At 67.3% G+C, this 18,085-nt stretch carries 20 protein-coding genes; 15 read left to right on the top strand and 5 right to left on the bottom strand.

Annotation, left to right across the window (positions count from 1 at the left end):
- Positions 1 to 8: 8 nt before the first annotated feature.
- The gene (locus J2848_RS17870) at positions 9 to 230 is read right to left on the bottom strand and encodes a hypothetical protein (RefSeq protein WP_149232147.1); all 222 of its coding nucleotides are present in this window, start codon (positions 228 to 230) and stop codon (positions 9 to 11) included.
- 157 nt (positions 231 to 387) lie between these two features.
- Entirely contained in the window at positions 388 to 1,248 is an 861-nt protein-coding gene (locus tag J2848_RS17865) for a LysR family transcriptional regulator (RefSeq protein WP_170307075.1), read from the bottom strand.
- A gap of 338 nt (positions 1,249 to 1,586) precedes the next feature.
- Here J2848_RS17865 and J2848_RS17855 point away from each other — a divergent pair, with 338 nt between their 5' ends.
- Positions 1,587 to 1,949, top strand: coding sequence for a c-type cytochrome (locus J2848_RS17855; RefSeq protein ID WP_318604584.1), 363 nt, complete (start codon positions 1,587 to 1,589; stop codon positions 1,947 to 1,949).
- A 97-nt stretch (positions 1,950 to 2,046) separates the two neighbouring features.
- Positions 2,047 to 2,688: an alanyl-tRNA editing protein gene (locus J2848_RS17850; RefSeq protein ID WP_149232150.1), complete on the top strand. Its 642-nt coding sequence runs from the start codon at positions 2,047 to 2,049 to the stop codon at positions 2,686 to 2,688.
- On the opposite strand, the gene J2848_RS17845 is transcribed toward J2848_RS17850, so the two are convergent.
- On the bottom strand, positions 2,685 to 3,596 hold the full coding sequence (locus J2848_RS17845; RefSeq protein ID WP_149232151.1) for a LysR family transcriptional regulator: 912 nt from the start codon (positions 3,594 to 3,596) through the stop codon (positions 2,685 to 2,687). The two genes, J2848_RS17850 and J2848_RS17845, sit on opposite strands and share 4 nt — an antisense overlap.
- A 179-nt stretch (positions 3,597 to 3,775) precedes the next feature.
- Between J2848_RS17845 and J2848_RS17840 the strand changes: the two genes are divergently transcribed.
- From J2848_RS17840 to J2848_RS17810, 7 genes are all read left to right on the top strand, one after another.
- Complete coding sequence (locus J2848_RS17840) at positions 3,776 to 5,320, top strand: ABC transporter substrate-binding protein (protein WP_246193934.1); 1,545 nt, start codon at positions 3,776 to 3,778, stop codon at positions 5,318 to 5,320.
- Between the two features lie 72 nt (positions 5,321 to 5,392).
- Complete coding sequence (locus tag J2848_RS17835; RefSeq protein ID WP_149232152.1) at positions 5,393 to 6,310, top strand: ABC transporter permease; 918 nt, start codon at positions 5,393 to 5,395, stop codon at positions 6,308 to 6,310.
- On the top strand, positions 6,307 to 7,227 hold the full coding sequence (locus J2848_RS17830; RefSeq protein WP_149232153.1) for an ABC transporter permease: 921 nt from the start codon (positions 6,307 to 6,309) through the stop codon (positions 7,225 to 7,227). Before J2848_RS17835 ends, J2848_RS17830 begins: the two co-directional genes overlap by 4 nt.
- A gap of 5 nt (positions 7,228 to 7,232) precedes the next feature.
- Positions 7,233 to 8,210 (top strand): ABC transporter ATP-binding protein, encoded by a 978-nt coding sequence (locus tag J2848_RS17825; RefSeq protein WP_149232154.1) that lies wholly within the window; start codon positions 7,233 to 7,235, stop codon positions 8,208 to 8,210.
- Between the two features lie 25 nt (positions 8,211 to 8,235).
- Entirely contained in the window at positions 8,236 to 9,189 is a 954-nt protein-coding gene (locus J2848_RS17820) for an ABC transporter ATP-binding protein (RefSeq protein WP_149232155.1), read from the top strand.
- 29 nt (positions 9,190 to 9,218) lie between these two features.
- A complete protein-coding gene (locus tag J2848_RS17815; protein WP_149232156.1) occupies positions 9,219 to 10,652 on the top strand; it encodes a M20 family metallopeptidase in 1,434 nt (477 codons plus the stop codon).
- A complete protein-coding gene (locus J2848_RS17810) occupies positions 10,649 to 11,800 on the top strand; it encodes a M20 family metallopeptidase (protein WP_149232157.1) in 1,152 nt (383 codons plus the stop codon). The genes J2848_RS17815 and J2848_RS17810 overlap by 4 nt, the downstream gene beginning before the upstream one ends.
- Positions 11,801 to 11,861: 61 nt before the next feature.
- Here J2848_RS17810 and J2848_RS17805 read toward each other — a convergent pair whose 3' ends face one another.
- Positions 11,862 to 12,881, bottom strand: coding sequence for a 1-aminocyclopropane-1-carboxylate deaminase (locus J2848_RS17805; protein WP_149232158.1), 1,020 nt, complete (start codon positions 12,879 to 12,881; stop codon positions 11,862 to 11,864).
- Positions 12,882 to 13,019: 138 nt separating this feature from the next.
- Between J2848_RS17805 and J2848_RS17800 the strand changes: the two genes are divergently transcribed.
- The gene (locus J2848_RS17800) at positions 13,020 to 13,499 is read left to right on the top strand and encodes an Lrp/AsnC family transcriptional regulator (RefSeq protein WP_149232159.1); all 480 of its coding nucleotides are present in this window, start codon (positions 13,020 to 13,022) and stop codon (positions 13,497 to 13,499) included.
- A gap of 5 nt (positions 13,500 to 13,504) precedes the next feature.
- Here J2848_RS17800 and J2848_RS17795 read toward each other — a convergent pair whose 3' ends face one another.
- Positions 13,505 to 14,101, bottom strand: coding sequence for a TetR/AcrR family transcriptional regulator (locus tag J2848_RS17795; protein ID WP_149232160.1), 597 nt, complete (start codon positions 14,099 to 14,101; stop codon positions 13,505 to 13,507).
- A gap of 153 nt (positions 14,102 to 14,254) precedes the next feature.
- Here J2848_RS17795 and J2848_RS17790 point away from each other — a divergent pair, with 153 nt between their 5' ends.
- The 5 genes from J2848_RS17790 (at position 14,255) to J2848_RS17770 (ending at position 18,015) form a co-directional block, all read left to right on the top strand.
- Positions 14,255 to 14,653: a RidA family protein gene (locus J2848_RS17790; protein WP_149232161.1), complete on the top strand. Its 399-nt coding sequence runs from the start codon at positions 14,255 to 14,257 to the stop codon at positions 14,651 to 14,653.
- 126 nt (positions 14,654 to 14,779) lie between these two features.
- A complete protein-coding gene (locus J2848_RS17785; RefSeq protein WP_149232162.1) occupies positions 14,780 to 15,112 on the top strand; it encodes a hypothetical protein in 333 nt (110 codons plus the stop codon).
- Positions 15,113 to 15,327: 215 nt separating this feature from the next.
- Positions 15,328 to 15,762 carry a DUF4399 domain-containing protein gene (locus J2848_RS17780; RefSeq protein ID WP_149232163.1) on the top strand — a complete coding sequence of 145 codons (435 nt, stop codon included), beginning with the start codon at positions 15,328 to 15,330 and terminating at the stop codon, positions 15,760 to 15,762.
- Between the two features lie 40 nt (positions 15,763 to 15,802).
- A complete protein-coding gene (locus tag J2848_RS17775; RefSeq protein ID WP_149232164.1) occupies positions 15,803 to 16,375 on the top strand; it encodes a DUF4399 domain-containing protein in 573 nt (190 codons plus the stop codon).
- Between the two features lie 68 nt (positions 16,376 to 16,443).
- Positions 16,444 to 18,015, top strand: a complete 1,572-nt coding sequence (locus J2848_RS17770) for a DUF4384 domain-containing protein (RefSeq protein ID WP_149232165.1) — start codon at positions 16,444 to 16,446, stop codon at positions 18,013 to 18,015.
- Positions 18,016 to 18,085 lie beyond the last annotated feature (70 nt).

The raw sequence follows: 18,085 nt of genomic DNA, 5'->3' as shown, positions 1-18,085 counted from the left end.
CGCGCGCTTCACATGCGCATCATGCGGAAGATGGCGATGAACATCACGACCACCCCCACCTCGGCGGCGGTGGCGAGCCAGGCCGGATGGAACACGATCCCGAACGGCATGATCAGCAGCAGGATCAGCGACGGGAACACGATGTAGGGGGATTCGAACCGGCGGGATTCGGTTTCCGCCGGGGTGCCGTCCTCTTCGAGCAGGGACGGCTGAGCCAGTTGCATGGACATCGGATCGGAACCCTTGAGACTTGGTTGGGGAGCGGGGGCGGAGGTCCGCCGGCACCGGTGCCGAAAGGGGTCTCACCACCCGCGAGGCCGATCCTAGACAGGCCTATCCATCGCAAAAAGCGAAATAAACCGATGGTGTTCATCGGCATTGCCGAACTCAGTCACGCCCCTCCGCCGCGCTCAGGTTCGCCGGAGCACCCAGAATGGTCTTCAGCCCGGTGAGCGCCGGATCGATGATGGTGGCATCGGCGTCGGTCGGGTAGGCGGCGTAGATGGGAAGGCTGAGCGGCCGGGCTTCCGGCAGGATCTCTCCCTTTCCGGCATCGATCAGCGGCTGGACGAGCTGCCGGGGGAAATGCCCGGTGCCCCCGCATTGCTTGACATAATCAAGCCCGAGCGTGCCGACGCCGATCGAGACGGGAGCCGACTGCACATCGGGACGGTGCAGGCGCACGTTGCGGCGGAAATCGTCGCCCCAGTCGATGTGGACATACGGCTCCTCCAGGCACCCCTCGGCCACCGGCATGCGGAAGAGGACCAGTTCCTCCTCCAGCAGCAGGCGGATGGACAGGCCGGGCAGGGCGCGCGGCGAATAGAGGACGGCGACGTCCAGCGTCCCGTCCTGAAGGCCTTGCAGCAGCCCGTTCGGCAGCCCGACGTCGCAACGCAGGGCGATGTCGTTGGCGTTGCGCCGCATCCAGGGGATCCAGCGGTGCAGCAGGCGGTTCCACAATCCCGCCTCGCTGCCGATGCGCAGCAGCGCCTTGTGTCCGGTGGGCAGGGTAGCCTCCTGCCGGGCCTGTTCCCACAGGCGGAGGATCGCCACGGCATGGCGCTGGAACCGCAGGCCGGCAGTGGTCAGCGTGGCGCCGGTCTTGTTGCGCACGAACAGGCGGCAGCCAAGCTGCTGCTCCAGCTGCTGGATGCGCGTGCTGACCGTCGACTGGGTCACATGGAGCCGGTCGGCCGCAGCCATGAAGCTGCCCGCCGCCGTGACCTCCAGAAATGTCCGGGCCATTTCCGTATCCATGACACCTCGCTCGACTGTCTGCCTGTACGGCCGGCCGCAAGACCTACGCCATCGGCAGCTTGATCGCGACCGGCCGGTGTGAGACGATTCGTCGCATCCGCTGGGTGCAGCCGCGATCCACGGTTCTCCTAATGCGGCAGGATGATATCGGAATAACCGATGACAACCATCGGGTAAATTCGCTTCCTGGCCTTTCTGGCCGCCAGTAGCCTCCGCCTGGCCCGCCGGAAGGAAACCGGGCGACTTCTCCGGCCGACTTTTCGGGTTGGCCGGAGACAACGTTGAGAAATGGGAGTTCCGCTGTGTCCGTCATGCGCAAAATTCTGTTGGCGTCCGTCATTCTGATTTCCGGTGGAACCGTCGCCGCCCAGGCCGCGGACGGCGATGCCGCAGCGGGCAAGTCGGTGTTCAACACCTGCAAGGCCTGCCACACCATCGAGGCCGGTGGCCCCAACCGCGTCGGCCCCAACCTGCACGGCGTCGTCGGCCGCAAGGCTGGCAGCGTCGACGGCTTCAGCTATTCCGCGGCGGTGAAGGATGCCGGCTATGTCTGGGACGAGCAGAAGCTGGACACCTATCTGAAGGATCCCAAGGCGGCGCTGCCCGGCAACAAGATGGCCTTCGCCGGTGTCAAGGACGACGCCAAGCGTGCCGACCTGATCGCCTACCTGAAGAGCGAGTCCAAGTAACGGCGGACGGTTGTTGAAATAGTCTTGTCTGTCGCCGCAGCCCCGCCGGTGCGGGGCTGCGGCATCTCAAGAGGCTCCTCATGACCTGCGGACGTCCATGACCCGGAAGCTGTTCTGGGACGATCCCTACCGGACCAGCCTGGATACCCGCATAGCCGCGGCGGACGGCGACGAGGTGACGCTGGAGGCCACCATCTTCTATGCCCTTTCCGGCGGGCAGGAGAGCGATGCAGGCACCATCGGCCGCTTCGACGTGCTGGAGGCGCGCAAGGACGGCCGCGAGATCCGCTACCGGCTTGCACCCGGCCATGGCCTTGCCGCCGGCGACGCCGTTTCGGTGGCGATCGACTGGGGGCGCCGCTACCGGCTGATGCGGCTGCACTTCGCGGCAGAGATCGTGCTGGAACTGGTCATGCACCGGCTGCCCGGCATCCACAAGGTCGGCGCCCATATCGCCGCCGACAAGGCCCGCATCGACTTCGCCTGGGGCGAGCCGCTGACCCCGCTGCTCTCCGAATTCGCCGAGCAGGCGATGCGCGTCATCGCCGCCGACACCCCCATCGTCAGCGGCTTCAGCGACGAGGCTGCGGAGCGCCGCTTCTGGGAGATCCCCGGCTTCGCCCGGGTGCCCTGCGGCGGTACGCATCTGCGTCGGACGGGAGAGATCGGCGCCTTGACGCTGAAGCGCCGCAACACCGGCAAGGGCAAGGAACGGATCGAGATCGCGCTGGCCGATTAAGCCCCGGCGCCATGATCCGTCCGCTGGATGATGCCGGTCAGGTGCGTCGCGAAGGCATGGACCGCCTCCGGCAGATGGCGGCCGAGCATGGTCTGGATCTGGTAATAGCGCTGATCGAGCGTGGGTGAGTCGATCGGGATCGACACCACCGGAAAGCCGACCCCGCTGGAATGGACGGTGAAGGGGCTGGCGATGGTGATGCCGCCACCCTCCGCTGCGAAGGCCCATAGGCCAGCGATGTAATTGGAGGTCAGCACCGGCTCGATGACCACGCCGGCCTGTCCGCAGGCGATGTCGAACAGCTGGCGCACCGTTGTGTCCTTCTCCGGCAGGGCCATCGGTTCGCGGGCCAGTTCGACCAGCGACAGGACGGACCGGTCTGCCAGCGGGTGGTCTTTCCCCATCACCGCCAGAACCGGCGCACGCCCTTCCCCCAGTGCCTTCACCCCCGGCTCGGGAGCGAAGGAGAAGGTCGCGCCGATATCGACCTCTCCCTCCCGCACCATGCGGGTCACGGCGGCCGGCGCATCGGCGTGCAGTTCGACCCGGATGCCGGGATGGCGGTCACGGAAGCTGCGAATGGCTGCTGGGATCAGGCTCATGGCGAACCCTTCGGTCGCGGCGACCCGGACCCGCCCGGTGGCCAGCCCGCGCAACCGCTTCAACTCGGTCACGATGGCCTCTTCTTCCAGGAACACCCGCTGGGCGTGGCGGGCGAGCAGGTCGCCGGCATAGCTCGGCACCATGCCCCGCGGCCGGCGTTCGAACAGGTCGACACCGAGGTCCGCTTCGAGATGGGCGATCTGCCGGCTGATGGCGGATGAGGCGACATGCAGGCGCGTGGACGCGTCGGCAATCGAGCCGGTGCGGACAACCTCCAGAAAATAGCGCAGCGCGGTGGCGTTCATGGCGATTCCCCCGTCGGGCGCAATTGGCTAAGATCGCGGAAAATCAGAAACATAAACAATATCATTGCCAGCCCGGCAACGGGAACTTCCAACTATTATAATTGCGGCATGCCAGTCTGCACAATACCGTGTCATGGCTAACTTTCGTGCAAATGGACCTTCTTGGACGGAGTTCGGACATGGCGCCCTTTGCGTACGGTAAGTCGATGATGTTCGCCGCAGCCGCGGCGCTGGCTCTGCCCACGGTCTCCCTTTCCACCGCGGCTCTCGCCAACAAGGCGAACGACACGCTGGTCTATGCGTCGGACAGCGAGCCGGAGAACATCAGCCCCTATCACAACAATCTGCGCGAAGGCGTCATCGTCGCCCATCTCGTGTGGGAAACGCTGATCAACCGGAACCCCAAGACCGGAGAGTACGAGCCGCAACTCGCCACCGCCTGGAAATGGATCGATCCGGTCACGCTGGAACTTACGTTGCGCCAGGGCGTGACCTTCCACGACGGTTCGCCCTTCACCGCCGACGATGTGGTCTTCACCTTCAATTACGTGCTGACGCCGGAAGCGAAGGTGGTGACCAAGCAGAATGTCGAATGGATGGCCGGCGCCGACAAGATCGACGATCACACGGTCCGCGTCCGTTTGAAGGGGCCGTTCCCGGCGGCTCTGGAATATCTGTCCGGTCCGACGCCGATCTATCCCGCCGCCTATTTCAAGAAGGTCGGGCTGGACGGTTTCTCCAAGGCGCCCATCGGCACCGGTCCCTACCGCATCACGGCGGTGGAGAACGGCAAGGGCGTGAAGATGGAGAAGTTCAAGGGCTACTGGAAAGGCAGTCCGCTCGGCGATCCGTCCATCGGCAAGATCGAATTCCGCGTCATCCCGGACGGCGAAACCCGCATGGCCGAGCTGATGACCGGCGGGGTCGACTGGATCTGGCGCGTGCCGAAGGATCAGGCCGACCAGTTGAAGGCGGTGCCGAACGTCACCGTGCTGTCGGCCGAGACGATGCGCGTCGGCTTCCTGCAGTTCGACGCCGCCGGCCGCACCGCCGCCGACACGCCGATGAAGAACGATAAGGTGCGCCAAGCCGTCGCCTATGCCATCGACCGTCCGGCGATGGTCAAGAATCTGGTCGGCGGCGGCGCGCGGGTGATGCATTCCGCCTGCTTCATCGACCAGATCGGCTGCACCGACGACGGCGTGCCGCGTTACGAGTACAATCCGGACAAGGCGCGCAAGCTGCTGGCCGAGGCCGGCTATCCGAACGGGTTCGACACCGATCTCTATGCCTATCGCGAACGCGACTATGCCGAGGCGGTGGTCGGCTACCTGCGCGCGGTCGGCATCCGCGCCAACCTGCGCTTCCTGAAATACGCCGCGATGCGCGAGGCGGCCCGTGCCGGCAAGGTGCCGCTGGAATACCAGACCTGGGGCTCCTTCTCTGTGAACGATGCCTCCGCCTTCACAGGTGTGTGGTTCAAGGAGAACGAGGACGACATGAGCCGGGACCCCAAGGTCAAGGCTCTGCTGGAAAAGGCGGATACCACCACCGATACCGCGGCGCGGAAGGACCTTTATAAGCAGGCGCTGTCGATGATCGCTGAGAAGGGCTATCTGCTGCCGCTGTTCTCCTATCCCAGCAATTACGCCTTCAGCTCCGACCTGTCCTTCACCGCCCAGGCCGACGAGCTTCCGCGCTTCTACACCGCTCATTGGAAGTGATCCGCTGCGGGCCGGCGCAGTCGCTGACCGGCCCGCGACGCTTTCCCGCACTCTCCTCTTCGGGAGGCCGCCATGCTGGCATTCCTGCTTCGCCGGCTCGCCGTGGCGCTGTCGGTGGTGCTGACCGTATCGGTCATCGCCTTTCTGCTTCTGCACCTGTCCGGCGATCTCGCCACCGACCTCGCCGGCCCCGAGGCGTCGCCCGAGCAGGTGGCGCGGGTGCGCGTCGAATATGGCCTGGACCAGCCGCTCATGGTCCAGTACGGCCAATGGCTGGCCGGGGCCGCCAGGTTCGATTTCGGCCGGTCCTTCTATTTCCGGGAGTCGGTAGCGTCGCTGCTCGGCGACCGCATCCCAATTACCCTGAAGCTCGGTGCCATTGCACTCGGCCTCGCCCTGGCCGTCGCCATTCCGCTGGGGGCGCTGGCCGCGGTCAAGCGCGGCAGCTGGTTCGACCGCGCCGCCCTGGCCTTCTGCGCCCTGGGACAGGCGGTGCCGACCTTCTGGCTCGGCCTGACGCTGATCATCATCTTCGCGGTGAACCTGCGCTGGCTGCCGGTTTCGGGCAATGCGACCTGGAGCCATTATGTGCTGCCGTCGGTGGCGCTCGGCTGGTACGCCATCCCGGCGGTGATGCGGCTGACCCGCAACGGCATGCTGGACGTGATGGCGTCCGATTACATCCGCACCGCGCGGGCCAAGGGCCTGCGGCCGCACACCGTCATCTTCAAGCATGCGCTGCGCAACGCGGTGGTGCCGGTGGTGGCGCTGGCGGCGGTGCAGTTCGGCTTCATGCTCGGCGGATCCATCGTGGTCGAGGCGGTCTTCTCGCTCCAGGGGCTGGGCCAGCTCGCCTGGGAGGCCATCGCGCGCAAGGATTTCCCGGTGGTCCAGGCCATCGTGATGCTGCTCGCCACGATCTACATCCTGCTGACCTTCCTCGCCGACCTCCTCAACGCCTGGCTGGACCCAAGGATCCGTGTCGCATGAGCACCACGAGCGCCTCTGCTTCCGCCCCGGCCGCCGGCTTCGACCCGGTTCCGGTCCGCCGGTCGCCGCTGGCCCGTTTCACCAAACGGGCGACGCGCCATCCCGGCTTCATGGCCGGTGCGGTCCTCCTCGCCGTCATCCTCGTTCTGTCGATCGGCGCGCCGCTGTTCACCGCCCATGATCCCTATGCGCAGGACATCTCCCGCCGGCTGATCCCGCCGGTCTGGCACGACAAGGGAAGCTGGGAGCACTGGCTCGGCACCGACAAGCTGGGGCGTGATTACTTCGCCCGACTGCTCTATGGCGGGCGCATCTCGCTGATGATCGGGGCGGCGACGGTGCTGCTGTCGGGCATCATCGGCACGGCGCTGGGCGTTGCCGCCGGCTTCTTCGGCGGGCGGGTCGACATGGTCATCGGCTACATCATCAACGTCCGGCTGGCGCTGCCGGTGGTGCTGGTGGCGCTGGCGGTGGCGGCGCTGGTCGGCACCTCGCTGAACACGGTCATCGTCGTGCTGGGGCTGCTGCTGTGGGACCGCTTCGCCGTGGTGGCGCGGTCGACGACCCAGCAGATCGCCCATGCCGATTTCGTCGGGGCGGCCCGCGCCATCGGCTGTTCGACGCGGCTGATCGTCTTCTCGGAGGTTCTTCCGAACATCCTCAACCCGCTGATCGTCGTCGCCACGCTGGAAATGGCTCACGCCATCCTGCTGGAGGCGGCGCTGTCCTTCCTCGGGCTTGGCGTGCAGCCGCCGCTGCCGTCCTGGGGCCTGATGATCTCGGAAGGCAAGCAGTACATGTTCTTCAGCCCCTGGGTCATCACCATCCCCGGCGTGGCCCTGGTGGCGCTGGTCCTGGGCATCAACCTCCTGGGCGACGGCCTGCGCGACGTCACCGCCCCCGACAACCGGAGCTGACGGCCATGCCCCTGCTCGACGTCGATCACCTTACCATCGAGATCCCCACCGAAGCCGGGCTGCTGCACGCCGTCAACGGGGTGTCCTTCACCCTGGAGCGCGGCGAGACGCTGGCCATCGTCGGCGAGAGCGGATCGGGCAAGTCGCTGACCTCGCTGGCCCTGATGGATTTGCTGCCGTCCAGGGCGGTGCGCAAGGCGCGCTCCATGCGCTTCGATGGCATCGACCTGATGGCCGCCGGCCGCCGCGAGATGGAGGATCTGCGCGGCGACCGCATGGCGATGATCTTCCAGGAGCCGATGACCTCGCTGAACCCGGCCTATACGGTCGGCGACCAGCTGACCGAGGCGCTGCGCCGCCATCGTCCGGTCAGCCGTGCCGAGGCGCGCGACCGGGCGGTCCATCTGCTGGAGCGGGTCGGCATCACCGCCGCCGCCTCGCGGCTCGGCCAGTATCCGCACCAGCTGTCGGGCGGCCTGCGCCAGCGGGTGATGATCGCCATGGGGCTGATGTGCGAGCCCGACCTGATCATCGCCGACGAGCCGACCACAGCACTGGACGTGACGATCCAGGCGCAGATCCTGATGCTGCTGCGCGACATCCAGCGCGAGTTCGGCATGGGGCTGATCCTGGTGACCCACGATCTCGGCGTCGTCGCCCGCGTCGCCACCAAGGTGGCGGTGATGTATGCCGGCCGGCTGATCGAGACCGGCCCGGTCGAGGCGGTGTTCGGTGCTCCCAGCCACCCCTACACCCAGGGACTTCTGCGTGCCATCCCGGTCCCCGGCCGGACCAGGCCGGGCGAGCCGCTGGGCACCATCCCGGGACAGGTGCCGAACCTGATCGGTCCGCTGGCCGGCTGCGCCTTCCGCAACCGCTGTGACCGCGCCACCGAGGCCTGCGCCGCCGCCATTCCGGAACGGGACCTCGGTCCCGGCCACCGCATGGCCTGCGTGCTCGACCCCGTCGCCGTTCCCGCTTAATCGCCTTCATTGACCGGAGACCGAGATGACCGTTCCGGTGCTCGAACTCGACAACGTCACCAAGATCTATCCGGTGCCGCAGGGGATGTTCAAACCCCGGGCGATGCTGACCGCCGTCGGCGGTGTGTCGCTGACCGTCGCCCGCGGCGAGGTGCATGCGCTGGTCGGCGAAAGCGGATCGGGCAAATCGACGCTGGCGAAGATGCTGCTGGGGCTGACCAAGCCGACCGCCGGCGAAATCCGCATCGACGGCGTGCCGATCGCCCAAACTGACCGGCGGGAGGTGGCGCGGCGCATCCAGCCGGTGTTCCAGGACCCCTATTCCTCGCTGAACCCGCGCAAGTCGGTCGCCGACCTGATCGCCCTGCCGCTGGTCGCGCACGGCATCGGCACCTCGGCCAGCCGGCAGAAGAAGGTGGCGGAGATGCTGGACGCCGTCGGGCTGCCGCGCCGGATGATCGACGCCTATCCCGGCCAGATGTCGGGCGGCCAGCGCCAGCGCGTCGCCATCGCCCGCGCGCTGGTGATGCAGCCGGACGTGCTGATCTGCGACGAGCCGACCTCGGCGCTCGACGTCTCGGTGCAGGCGCAGATCCTGAACCTGCTGATGGATTTGAAGCGCGAATTCAAGCTGACCTACTTCTTCATCAGCCACAATCTGGCGGTGGTCGAGCATCTGGCCGACCGGGTGGCGGTGATGTATCTCGGCCGCATCGTCGAGGAACGCGGGCGCGAGGCGCTTTTCACCCAAGCCAGCCATCCCTATTCCCGCGCGCTGCTCGACTGCGTGCTGACACCCGACCCGTCGCTGGGCATGCCCGATACGGTGATCGCCGGCTCCTTCCCCAACCCGATCGCGCCGCCGCCCGGCTGCGCCTTCCACCCGCGCTGTCCGCGCGCCACCGACCGTTGCCATGCCGAGGCACCCGGTTCCCTGCCGGTCGCCGACGGTGTCGCCGCCTGCCATTACGCTTCGTAACGACCCAATCCCCACACCCGAGTTCCGTCATGACCCATCAGCCATCGCGTGACGGCGCCATCGCGCGCGCCGCCCATCATTTCGCGTCCGGCGCCTTCCTGGCCGACCTGACGCGGCGTGTCGCCATCAAGTCGGAAAGCCAGTCGCCCGACCGCGCGGCGGAGCTGCACGCCTATCTGGGCGGGGAGATGATCCCGTCGCTGGCCGCACTCGGCTTCACCAGCACCATTGTGGAGAACCCGGTCGCCGGCCGCGGGCCGTTCCTGATCGCGGTACGGCATGAGGCGGACCATCTGCCGACGGTGCTGATCTACGGCCATGGCGACGTGGTGCCGGGCCATGAGGGACGTTGGCGCGACGGCATCGACCCGTGGACGGTGACGATCCAGGGCGACCGCTGGTACGGGCGCGGCACCGCCGACAACAAGGGCCAGCATTCCGTCAACATCGCGGCGTTGGCCCAGGTGATGGCGGAACGCGGCGGGACCCTTGGCTTCAATGCCAAGTTCGTGATCGAGATGGGCGAGGAGGCGGGATCGCCCGGCCTGCGGGCGCTGGCCGAGAGCCATGGCGATGCGCTGGCCGCCGACGTGCTGATCGCATCCGATGGGCCGCGGGTGATCGCAGAACGGCCGACGGTGTTCCTCGGCTCGCGCGGGGCGCTGAATTTCGAACTGACGGTCGATCTGCGCAAGGGCGCCCACCATTCCGGCAACTGGGGCGGGCTGCTCGCCAATCCCGGCACCATCCTCGCCAACGCCATCGCCTCGCTGGTCGACGGTCGGGGGCGGATCAGGCTCGATGCGCTGAAGCCGGCCGGCATCCCGCCGGCGGTCAAGGCCGCCCTCGCCGACCTGACGGTAGGCGGCGGTCCGAATGATCCGGAGATCGACCGCGACTGGGGCGAGCCCGGCCTGACGCCGGAAGAACGGGTGTTCGGCTGGAATACGCTGGAGGTGCTGGCCTTCGAGACCGGCAATCCGCGTGCGCCGGTCAACGCGGTGCCGGCCAGCGCCAAGGCGACGCTGCAACTCCGCTTCGTCGTCGGTACCGATCCGGTGAAGGTGCTCGACGCCGTGCGCGCCCATCTCGCCGCCGACGGCTTCGAACGGGTGCAGGTGACCGCCAGCCGGATGGAGGCGTTCTCCGCCACCCGGCTCGATCCCACCGACCCGTGGGTCGGCTGGGCGCTGGACTCGCTGGCGCGCACCACGGCCAAGAAGCCGGCGCTGCTGCCCAATCTGGGCGGCTCGATCCCCAACGATGTCTTCGCCGAGGTTCTGGGGCTGCCGACCATCTGGGTGCCCCATTCCTACCCTGCCTGTTCCCAGCATGCGCCCGACGAACATCTGCTGGCCCCCGTCGTCGAGGAGGCCCTGCGGGTGATGGCCGGGCTGTTCTGGGACCTGGGTGAGACCGGTCCCGCTATCAGCAAGGCCCGCAAGGAGGCTCCCCGCGCATGACCCCGCTTGCCCAACGCGCCAGCGACTGGCTGGCGGGCCGCCGCGCCGAGATGGAGGAGATGCTCCAGCGCATCGTCGATATCGACTCCGGCAGCCGCGACGGCGCCGGCATCGATGCGGTCGGCGACATCATGGCGGCGATGCTGGAGGCCGACGGCATCGCCGTCCACCGCTTCCCCAACGAGACCTACGGCGCCGTGCTGAAGGCCGATATTCCCGGACGGAGCGGCGGGGCACCGGTGCTGCTGATGGGGCATCGCGACACCGTCTATCCCAAGGGCACGGTGGCGGTCCGGCCCTTCAGCCGTGACGGCGACACCGCCCGCGGGCCGGGGGTGGCCGACATGAAGGGCGGGCTGGTCGTCGATGTCTTCGTGCTGCGGGCGCTGAAGGCGGCGGGCGGCACGGCCTTTCCGCTGATCGGTCTGTTCACCGCTGACGAGGAGATTGGCTCGCCTTCCGGACGCAGGATCATCGAGGAGGTGGCGCGGGGTGCCCGCGCCGCCTTCAATGCCGAGCCGGGGCGGGTGTCGGGCAATGTGGTCACCGCGCGCAAGGGCGGGTTGACGCTCGATATCACGGTGACCGGACGGGCCGCCCATTCCGGCGTCAACCACGCCGACGGGGCGAGCGCCATCGGTGCGCTGGCGGCGAAGATCACCGCGCTGCATGCGCTGACCGACTATGCCAGCGGCATCACCACCAATGTCGGCGTCATCCGCGGCGGCCGGACGCACAACACCGTCGCCGACCATGCGGAGGCGGCGCTGGACATCCGTTTCCGTTCCGTTGACCAGCTCGACGGCATTCTGGCGCGGGTGGAGGCGATCCTGGCGGCCGGGGATGTGCCGGGTACCAGCGCGTCCTACCAGCGTGGGCACCTGTTCATGCCGCTGGAGGAGCAGCACTCGGCCGATCTGTTCACCCGTTATCAGGCGGCGGCGGAGGAGGTCGGCTTCGAGGTGGGCGGGGAGTTCACCGGTGGCTGCGCCGATTCCGGCTTCACCGGCGCGCTGGGCGTGCCGTCCCTGTGCGGGCTGGGGCCGGTCGGCGGAGCGGCCCATACCGAGCGCGAATGGTGCCGGCTCGATACGCTGGTGCCGCGCGCCCAGGCGCTGGCGGTCACGATTGCGGGGTTGGACGAATAAGGTGCTTCGTCGCTGAAGAGCGATCCCCCCGATCGCCTGGATCGGGGGGATCGTTGCATCCTCAGCCGTTGCGGTAGGTGTAGCTGTAGCCGTTCAGCGCCGGGGCGCCGCCGAGATGGGCGTAGAGGACCTTCGAACCTTCGGGGAAATAGCCCTTCTTCACGAGGTCGATCATGCCCTGCATCGACTTGCCCTCATAGACCGGGTCGGTGATCATCGCCTCGGTGCGGGCGGCGAGGCGGATCGCCTCGTTGGTTTCGGCGCTGGGCACACCGTAGGCCGGGTAGGCGTAATCTTCCAGGATGACGATCTCGTCGTCGCGGACCTTGCGGCCGAGTTCGACCAGTTCGGCGGTGTTGTCGACGATCTGGCGGACCTGGGCGCGGGTCTGTTCCGGCGTGCCGGAGGCGTCGATGCCGATCACGCGGTCGGCGCGGTCGTCGGCGGCGAAGCCGACGATCATGCCGCCCTGGGTCGAGCCGGTCACCACGCAGACGACGATGTAGTCGAACTTGAAGCCGAGTTCGGCCTCCTGCTTGCGGACCTCTTCGGCGAAGCCGACATAGCCGAGACCACCGTATTTGTGGACGGAGCCGCCGGCCGGAATGCCATAGGGCTTGCCGCCGACATCCTTCACCGACTGGATGGCGTCTTCCCAGCTCTTGCGGATGCCGATGTCGAAGCCGTCGGAAACGATGCGGCTGTCGGCGCCCATCAGGCGGGTCAGCAGGATATTGCCGACGCGGTCATAGACGGCGTCCTCGTGCGGGACCCAGCTTTCCTGGACGACCACGCACTTCATGCCCAGCTTCGCCGCGGTCGCCGCCACCATGCGGGTGTGGTTCGACTGCACGCCGCCGATCGACACCAGCGTGTCGGCACCGGCCGCGATGGCGTCGGGGACGATGTATTCCAGCTTGCGCAGCTTGTTGCCGCCCATGGCGAGGCCGGAGTTGCAGTCGTCGCGCTTGGCGTAGATCTCGACCTTGCCGCCGAGCGCTTCGGTCAGGCGCGGCAGGTGTTCGATGGGAGTCGGGCCGAAGGTGAGCGGGTAACGTTCGAAGCGATCGAGACGCAGCATGGCGGGGCTCCACTGTCTAGGTGAAGGGACGCTATCACCACCGAAATGAAAGGTGCTCTCGAACTTCGCTATCGAATTGCGCTTCATCGCCTCTAGAATGCCGTTCAGTGGGTGATTTTTCCAAAAACCGGGGGCAGAATGAGAGAAAACGTCACCACCGAAGAGCTGAGTCCGACTGACCGGAAGATTCTCCAATTTCTTCAAAGGGATGGCCGGATGACGAACGCGGATCTGGCGGCTGCGGTGCATCTCAGTCCCGCCACCTGCCACCGGCATACGCAGCGCCTGTTCGCCGAGGGTTACATCCGCTCCGTCCGGGCCGAGATCGAGCCGGCCAAGGTCGACCGCGGCACGCTGGTGATGGTCGGGGTGGAACTGGACCGCTCGACGCCGGAGAGCTTCGCCGAGTTCGAGCGGGCGATCCGCAAGCTGCCCTTTGTCCTCGACTGCCATCTCGTCGCCGGGGACTTCGATTTCTTCCTGAAGATCCGGGTCAGCGACATCGCGGACTTCAACCGCCTGCACGGGCAGGAGCTGATCGCGCTGCCCGGCGTGCGGCAGACGCGCACCTTCTTCGTCATGAAGGAGGTGATCGACAACGCGATGCTGGATTTCTGACCGCGTCAGGATGGACGTGCCAGCAGGCCCTCCGCCAGGACCCGGAATGCCTCGACCGCTTTGGCGAGGACATCCTGCGGATCGTCGCAGGCCGCCACCCAAAGCGCGGCGTTCAGCGCCGCCCCGTTCAAAAGCCGGGCGGCCGCCTCGGGATCGAGGGGCCTGACGATCCCCTGGGCGATCAGCCGCTCCACCGTCCGCCGGGTCTCCTGGAGGCAGCCATTCTGGCTCGGCCATTGCGAGGGATCGCCCAGGAAGGCCGGCCCGTCCAGCAGCACGATGCGTTGGACTTCGGGTTCCAGAGCCATCTCGATATAGGCGACGCCCTCCGCCAGAAGCCCGTCCCAGTCATTTCCGGCCTTGGCGCCGATATCGCGCGCGCGCGCCGCCATCTCGGCGTCCAACTGGTCGACGACCGCCTGGAGGAGGCCGCGCTTGTCGCCGAAATTGTGATAGAGCGCGCCGCGCGTCAATCCGGCCTCGGCCGTCAGGTCATCCATCGAGGCGGCGGCAAATCCCTTTTCGGCGAAGGCCTTGCGCGCGGACGCGATCAGCTTGGCGCGGGTTTCCTCCATCATTTCAGACCGCTTCTTGCCAGCCATGTCCGTCTCCGCCGATTGGACATACACTCCGTATGTGAGTTGACATACGGAGTGTATGTGTGTTGTCATTCACATACGCAGCGTATATCAAATTGCGTCTGCGCTGTGAAGCCAGACGCCGGTCACCCCGGCACTTAAAGAAGGAACAGGACCATGGCTCGACGCCAAGCGATCACTCCGGCCAATCGGCACGCGCTTTACGAGCAGCACCGCTATTCGGCGGCGATACGCTCCGGTGACCTTCTGTTCGTATCGGGGCAGGTCGGCAGCCGTGTGGACGGCTCGCCGGAGCCCGACTTCGAGCGGCAGGTGCAGCAGGCTTTCGACAACCTCGCCAATGTGCTGAAGGCCGCCGGCTGCAGCTTCGACGATGTCGTCGACGTCACCACCTTCCACACCGATCCGGCGAACCAGATCGGGACCGTCATGGCGGTGCGTGAAAAGGTGATCGGCGATCCGCCCTATCCGAACTGGACCGCGGTCGGGGTGACTTGGCTGGCGGGGTTCGATTTCGAAATCAAGGTCATCGCACGTATCCCCGACGGGGCATGAGCCCGCCGCGGTTTTCGACCGCTGCTTTCTGAACGCAACTGTGGCCCGGGCCACAGCGGACGGCGTATGGGGTGCGGCAGGATGGGGCCTTGCCGCTTCCGGCCCTGTCCGCGGAGGAAAACCCCGATGCGTCGCCTCGCCGCCGTCATCCTTTGCCTTTCCGTTATCGCAGCGGTCACCGCCATCGTCCGGCCGGCGGCCGCGTTCGAGGTGCAGTCCGGCGGCGTCCCGCTGTCGGCGGCGGCCGTGTCCATGCTGGCGCACCGGGCCGGCAGCGCGACGCCCGCCGCGGCCGGTCCCGGCGGTGCCTTTCCGCCCTGGATGGGCAGCGGCCGGACCAGCACCCCCGTCCTGGGGAGCGGCCCGATGGGCGGCGGATTGACGCCGCCGGGGCGGCCGGCCGGTGTGGCGGCGGACCGGGCGGCGATGAACGAGCAACTGTTCGGGATCAAGCGCTGAAAAGGGCGCCGGCCGGTCCTGCCTGCGCCGGTCTCCCCCGCAATGATGGGGAAGGCGATGCCGATCATCCGCCCAATGGGAAGGAGACGGAGCGGAGCGGGGCTTTTTTCCAACGGGATGGGATTACCCAAGAATTCGGGGGAACCCTGCTTCCCGGTGGAAGACTAAGATCGACATCATCCGACAAAGAGCGATGAAGAAAACAGGGGGAAACCATGTTGCGGACTGCCGTGATCGCAGTCGGCGCCCTGCTGCTTCTGCCGCTGTTTCTGGCTGGGCAGGGATTGGCCGACCGGGCGAAAGCGCCCGACGACGCGCGTGCCTACATTCTGTGGCCTTCCAACGGGACGGTCATCAATGGCGGAAAATTCTGGGTCCGCATGGGACTTCAGAACATGGGGATTGCACCGGCCGGCGTCAGCCATGCCGATACCGGACACCATCACCTGCTGATCGACACCGAACTGACCAACCCGGACGAACCGATCCCCAACGACAAGCAGCATCTGCATTTCGGCGCCGGCCAGACCGAAGCCCGTCTGGAGCTTCCGCCCGGAACCCACACGCTGCAGATGGTGCTGGGCGATGCCGACCATATTCCGCACAACCCGCCGGTGATGTCGGAGAAGGTGACCATCACCGTCCGCTGACCGGAGCCGCTCGGTTCATGTCCGCCACAGGGAGGGCACCATGACGTCAGGAACATCCGTGCTTGCCAGCCGCCCCAGCCCGCGCGCTGCCTTGGGTGCCGCGTCCGGCGCGGTGCTGTGGGGTCTGCTGTCGGTCGTGCCGTTGCTCACCGCAGCGACGCCGGTCTCTGCGGCGGAGGCATCGGCCGACCGGAAGGCCGGTCAGCAGAAGGGGGCCGACACCGCGCAGCGCACGCCCGGCCGCAAGGATGCGTGGCTCTACATCGGCTGGCCCAACAACGGCCAGGTGGTGGGAACCCGGTTCAAGGTGTGGTTCGGGCTGCGCAATTTCGGCGTGGCGCCGGCCGGCGTCCACAAGGACGGCACCGGCCACCATCATCTGCTGATCGACACCGACCTGAAGAATTTCGACGAGCCGATCCCCAGCGACAAGCAGCACCTGCATTTCGGCAAGGGCCAGACCGAAACGGTGCTGGAACTGCCGCCCGGCCGCCACACGCTGCAACTGGTTCTGGCCGATGCCGACCATGTGCCGCACGACCCGCCGATCATGTCGAAGAAGATCACCATCACGGTCCGCGCCGACCGCAGCCCGCAATTGTCGGCGCGGTGACCGGCCTCAGGCCGCCCTGACAATGCGGTCACGGAGCCGGACGCGCCAACCCACAGGAGACAGCGCCGATGAGCATGGTCCGGTTCCTTGGTTCCGTCACGGTTTGCGCCGGCCTGACGCTGGCGCTGGGCGGCTGCTTCACCTCCGGCGAGATGGCGCGCGTGGTGCAGCAGCCGAAGACCCCGGCCGTCCGCACCATCAGCAGCTTCAGCGAGGCGCTGCGCTGCATGGACACGCTGCTGTGGACCCACGGCAAGCGCGACATCTACATCACCGCCAACGGCCTGCCCGACGCCACCGGCCGGGTGGCCGGCGGCACGAAGGAGATGCTGATCACCGCCGTCTCCCGCATGTCGGAGACCTCCAGCGCCTTCCGCTTCGTCGATTTCGAGCCGGCGCTGGACGACGTCAACGCGCTGTACTGGATGATCGGCGTCCAGCCCAACTTCCGCGCGCCGTCCTATTACATCCGCGGCGCCATCACCCAGCTGGACGACAATGTCGTCAGCGAGGCGGCGGGGGCGGGGCTGTCGCTGCCCAAGCTGGATCTCAGCGTGTCGGCCGATCAGGTGGTGTCGATGGTCTCGGTCGACCTCAATGTCGGGGAGCTGGTGACCCGCCAGATCATCCCCGGCATGTCGGCGTCCAACACGCTGGCGGTGGTGTCGTCGGGGCGCGGTGCCGATGCCGGCGGGGTGATCGGCAAGGCCGGCCTGTCCTTCAACATCTCGCTGAACCGCTCGGAGGGGCTGCACCAGGGCGTGCGCACGCTGGTCGAACTCAGCACCATCGAGGTGCTGGGCAAGCTGACCCGCGTGCCCTACTGGCAATGCCTGGGCATCGACCAGACCAACCCCGCCTTCATGGCGGAGGCACGCGGCTGGTTCGACGGCATGGCTCCGTCGGAACGCGTCACCTTCAGCCAGCGCGCGCTGTCGGCGCAGGGCTATTACGACGGACCGGTCAACGGGCAGCTCGACCAGCGCACTGCCGAAGCGGTCGGTCGCTTCCAGGCGGACAACGACCTGATCGCCACCGGCCGCATCGATTTCGACCTCTATCAACGCCTGCTCGCCAAGCCGCCCGGCCAAGGCAGCCAGGGCGGCGGGGCACCGCCGGCCCGCTTGCAGAGCGTCAGCAATGCCGGGGGCGAGGGGTTGCCGCGCGCCCAGCCGTCGCCGTCCCGGCTCGACCTGCTGCTGTCGTCGGACCGTGGACCGGCGCCGCGCTACCGCGCCGGCGAGGCGCTGGTGGTGCGGATGCAGCCGACGGCGGACGGCTTCGTCTATTGCTATTACCGCGATGCCGCCGGCACGGTGTCCCGCATCTTCCCCAACCGCTTCCAGCCCGACGCCTTCGTCGAGGCCAACCGGCAGGTGGAAATCCCGCCCGGGGTGCAGAAACCCTTCAACCTGCGCATGGACCGCCCGAATGCCGAGGAGACGGTCGCCTGCGTCCTCTCCCACGACGAGATCGGCGTGCGGATACCGGAGGCGTTCAAGAGCGAGGATCTGCAGCCCATTCCCGGCGCCGCCCTGGACGACGTCATCAACGCCTTCGCGACGGCCAAGGGCAGCGATGCCCGCGCCAAGCGGCTGACCGTGAAGGTGTTGCCCGGCACGCTGGCGCAGGGGGAGTGACGCCGGAAAAACTGGAGCCGACTGTTGGCCGGCTCACAGCGGGGAACCGGGGGATGGCGATAGAACCGGG

The sequence above is a fragment of the Azospirillum lipoferum genome, assembly GCF_024170005.1.
Classification (GTDB): Bacteria; Pseudomonadota; Alphaproteobacteria; order Azospirillales; family Azospirillaceae; genus Azospirillum; species Azospirillum lipoferum.
Note: the sequence above shows the minus strand (reverse complement) of the source record. Positions and strands in the feature narration are given on the sequence as shown.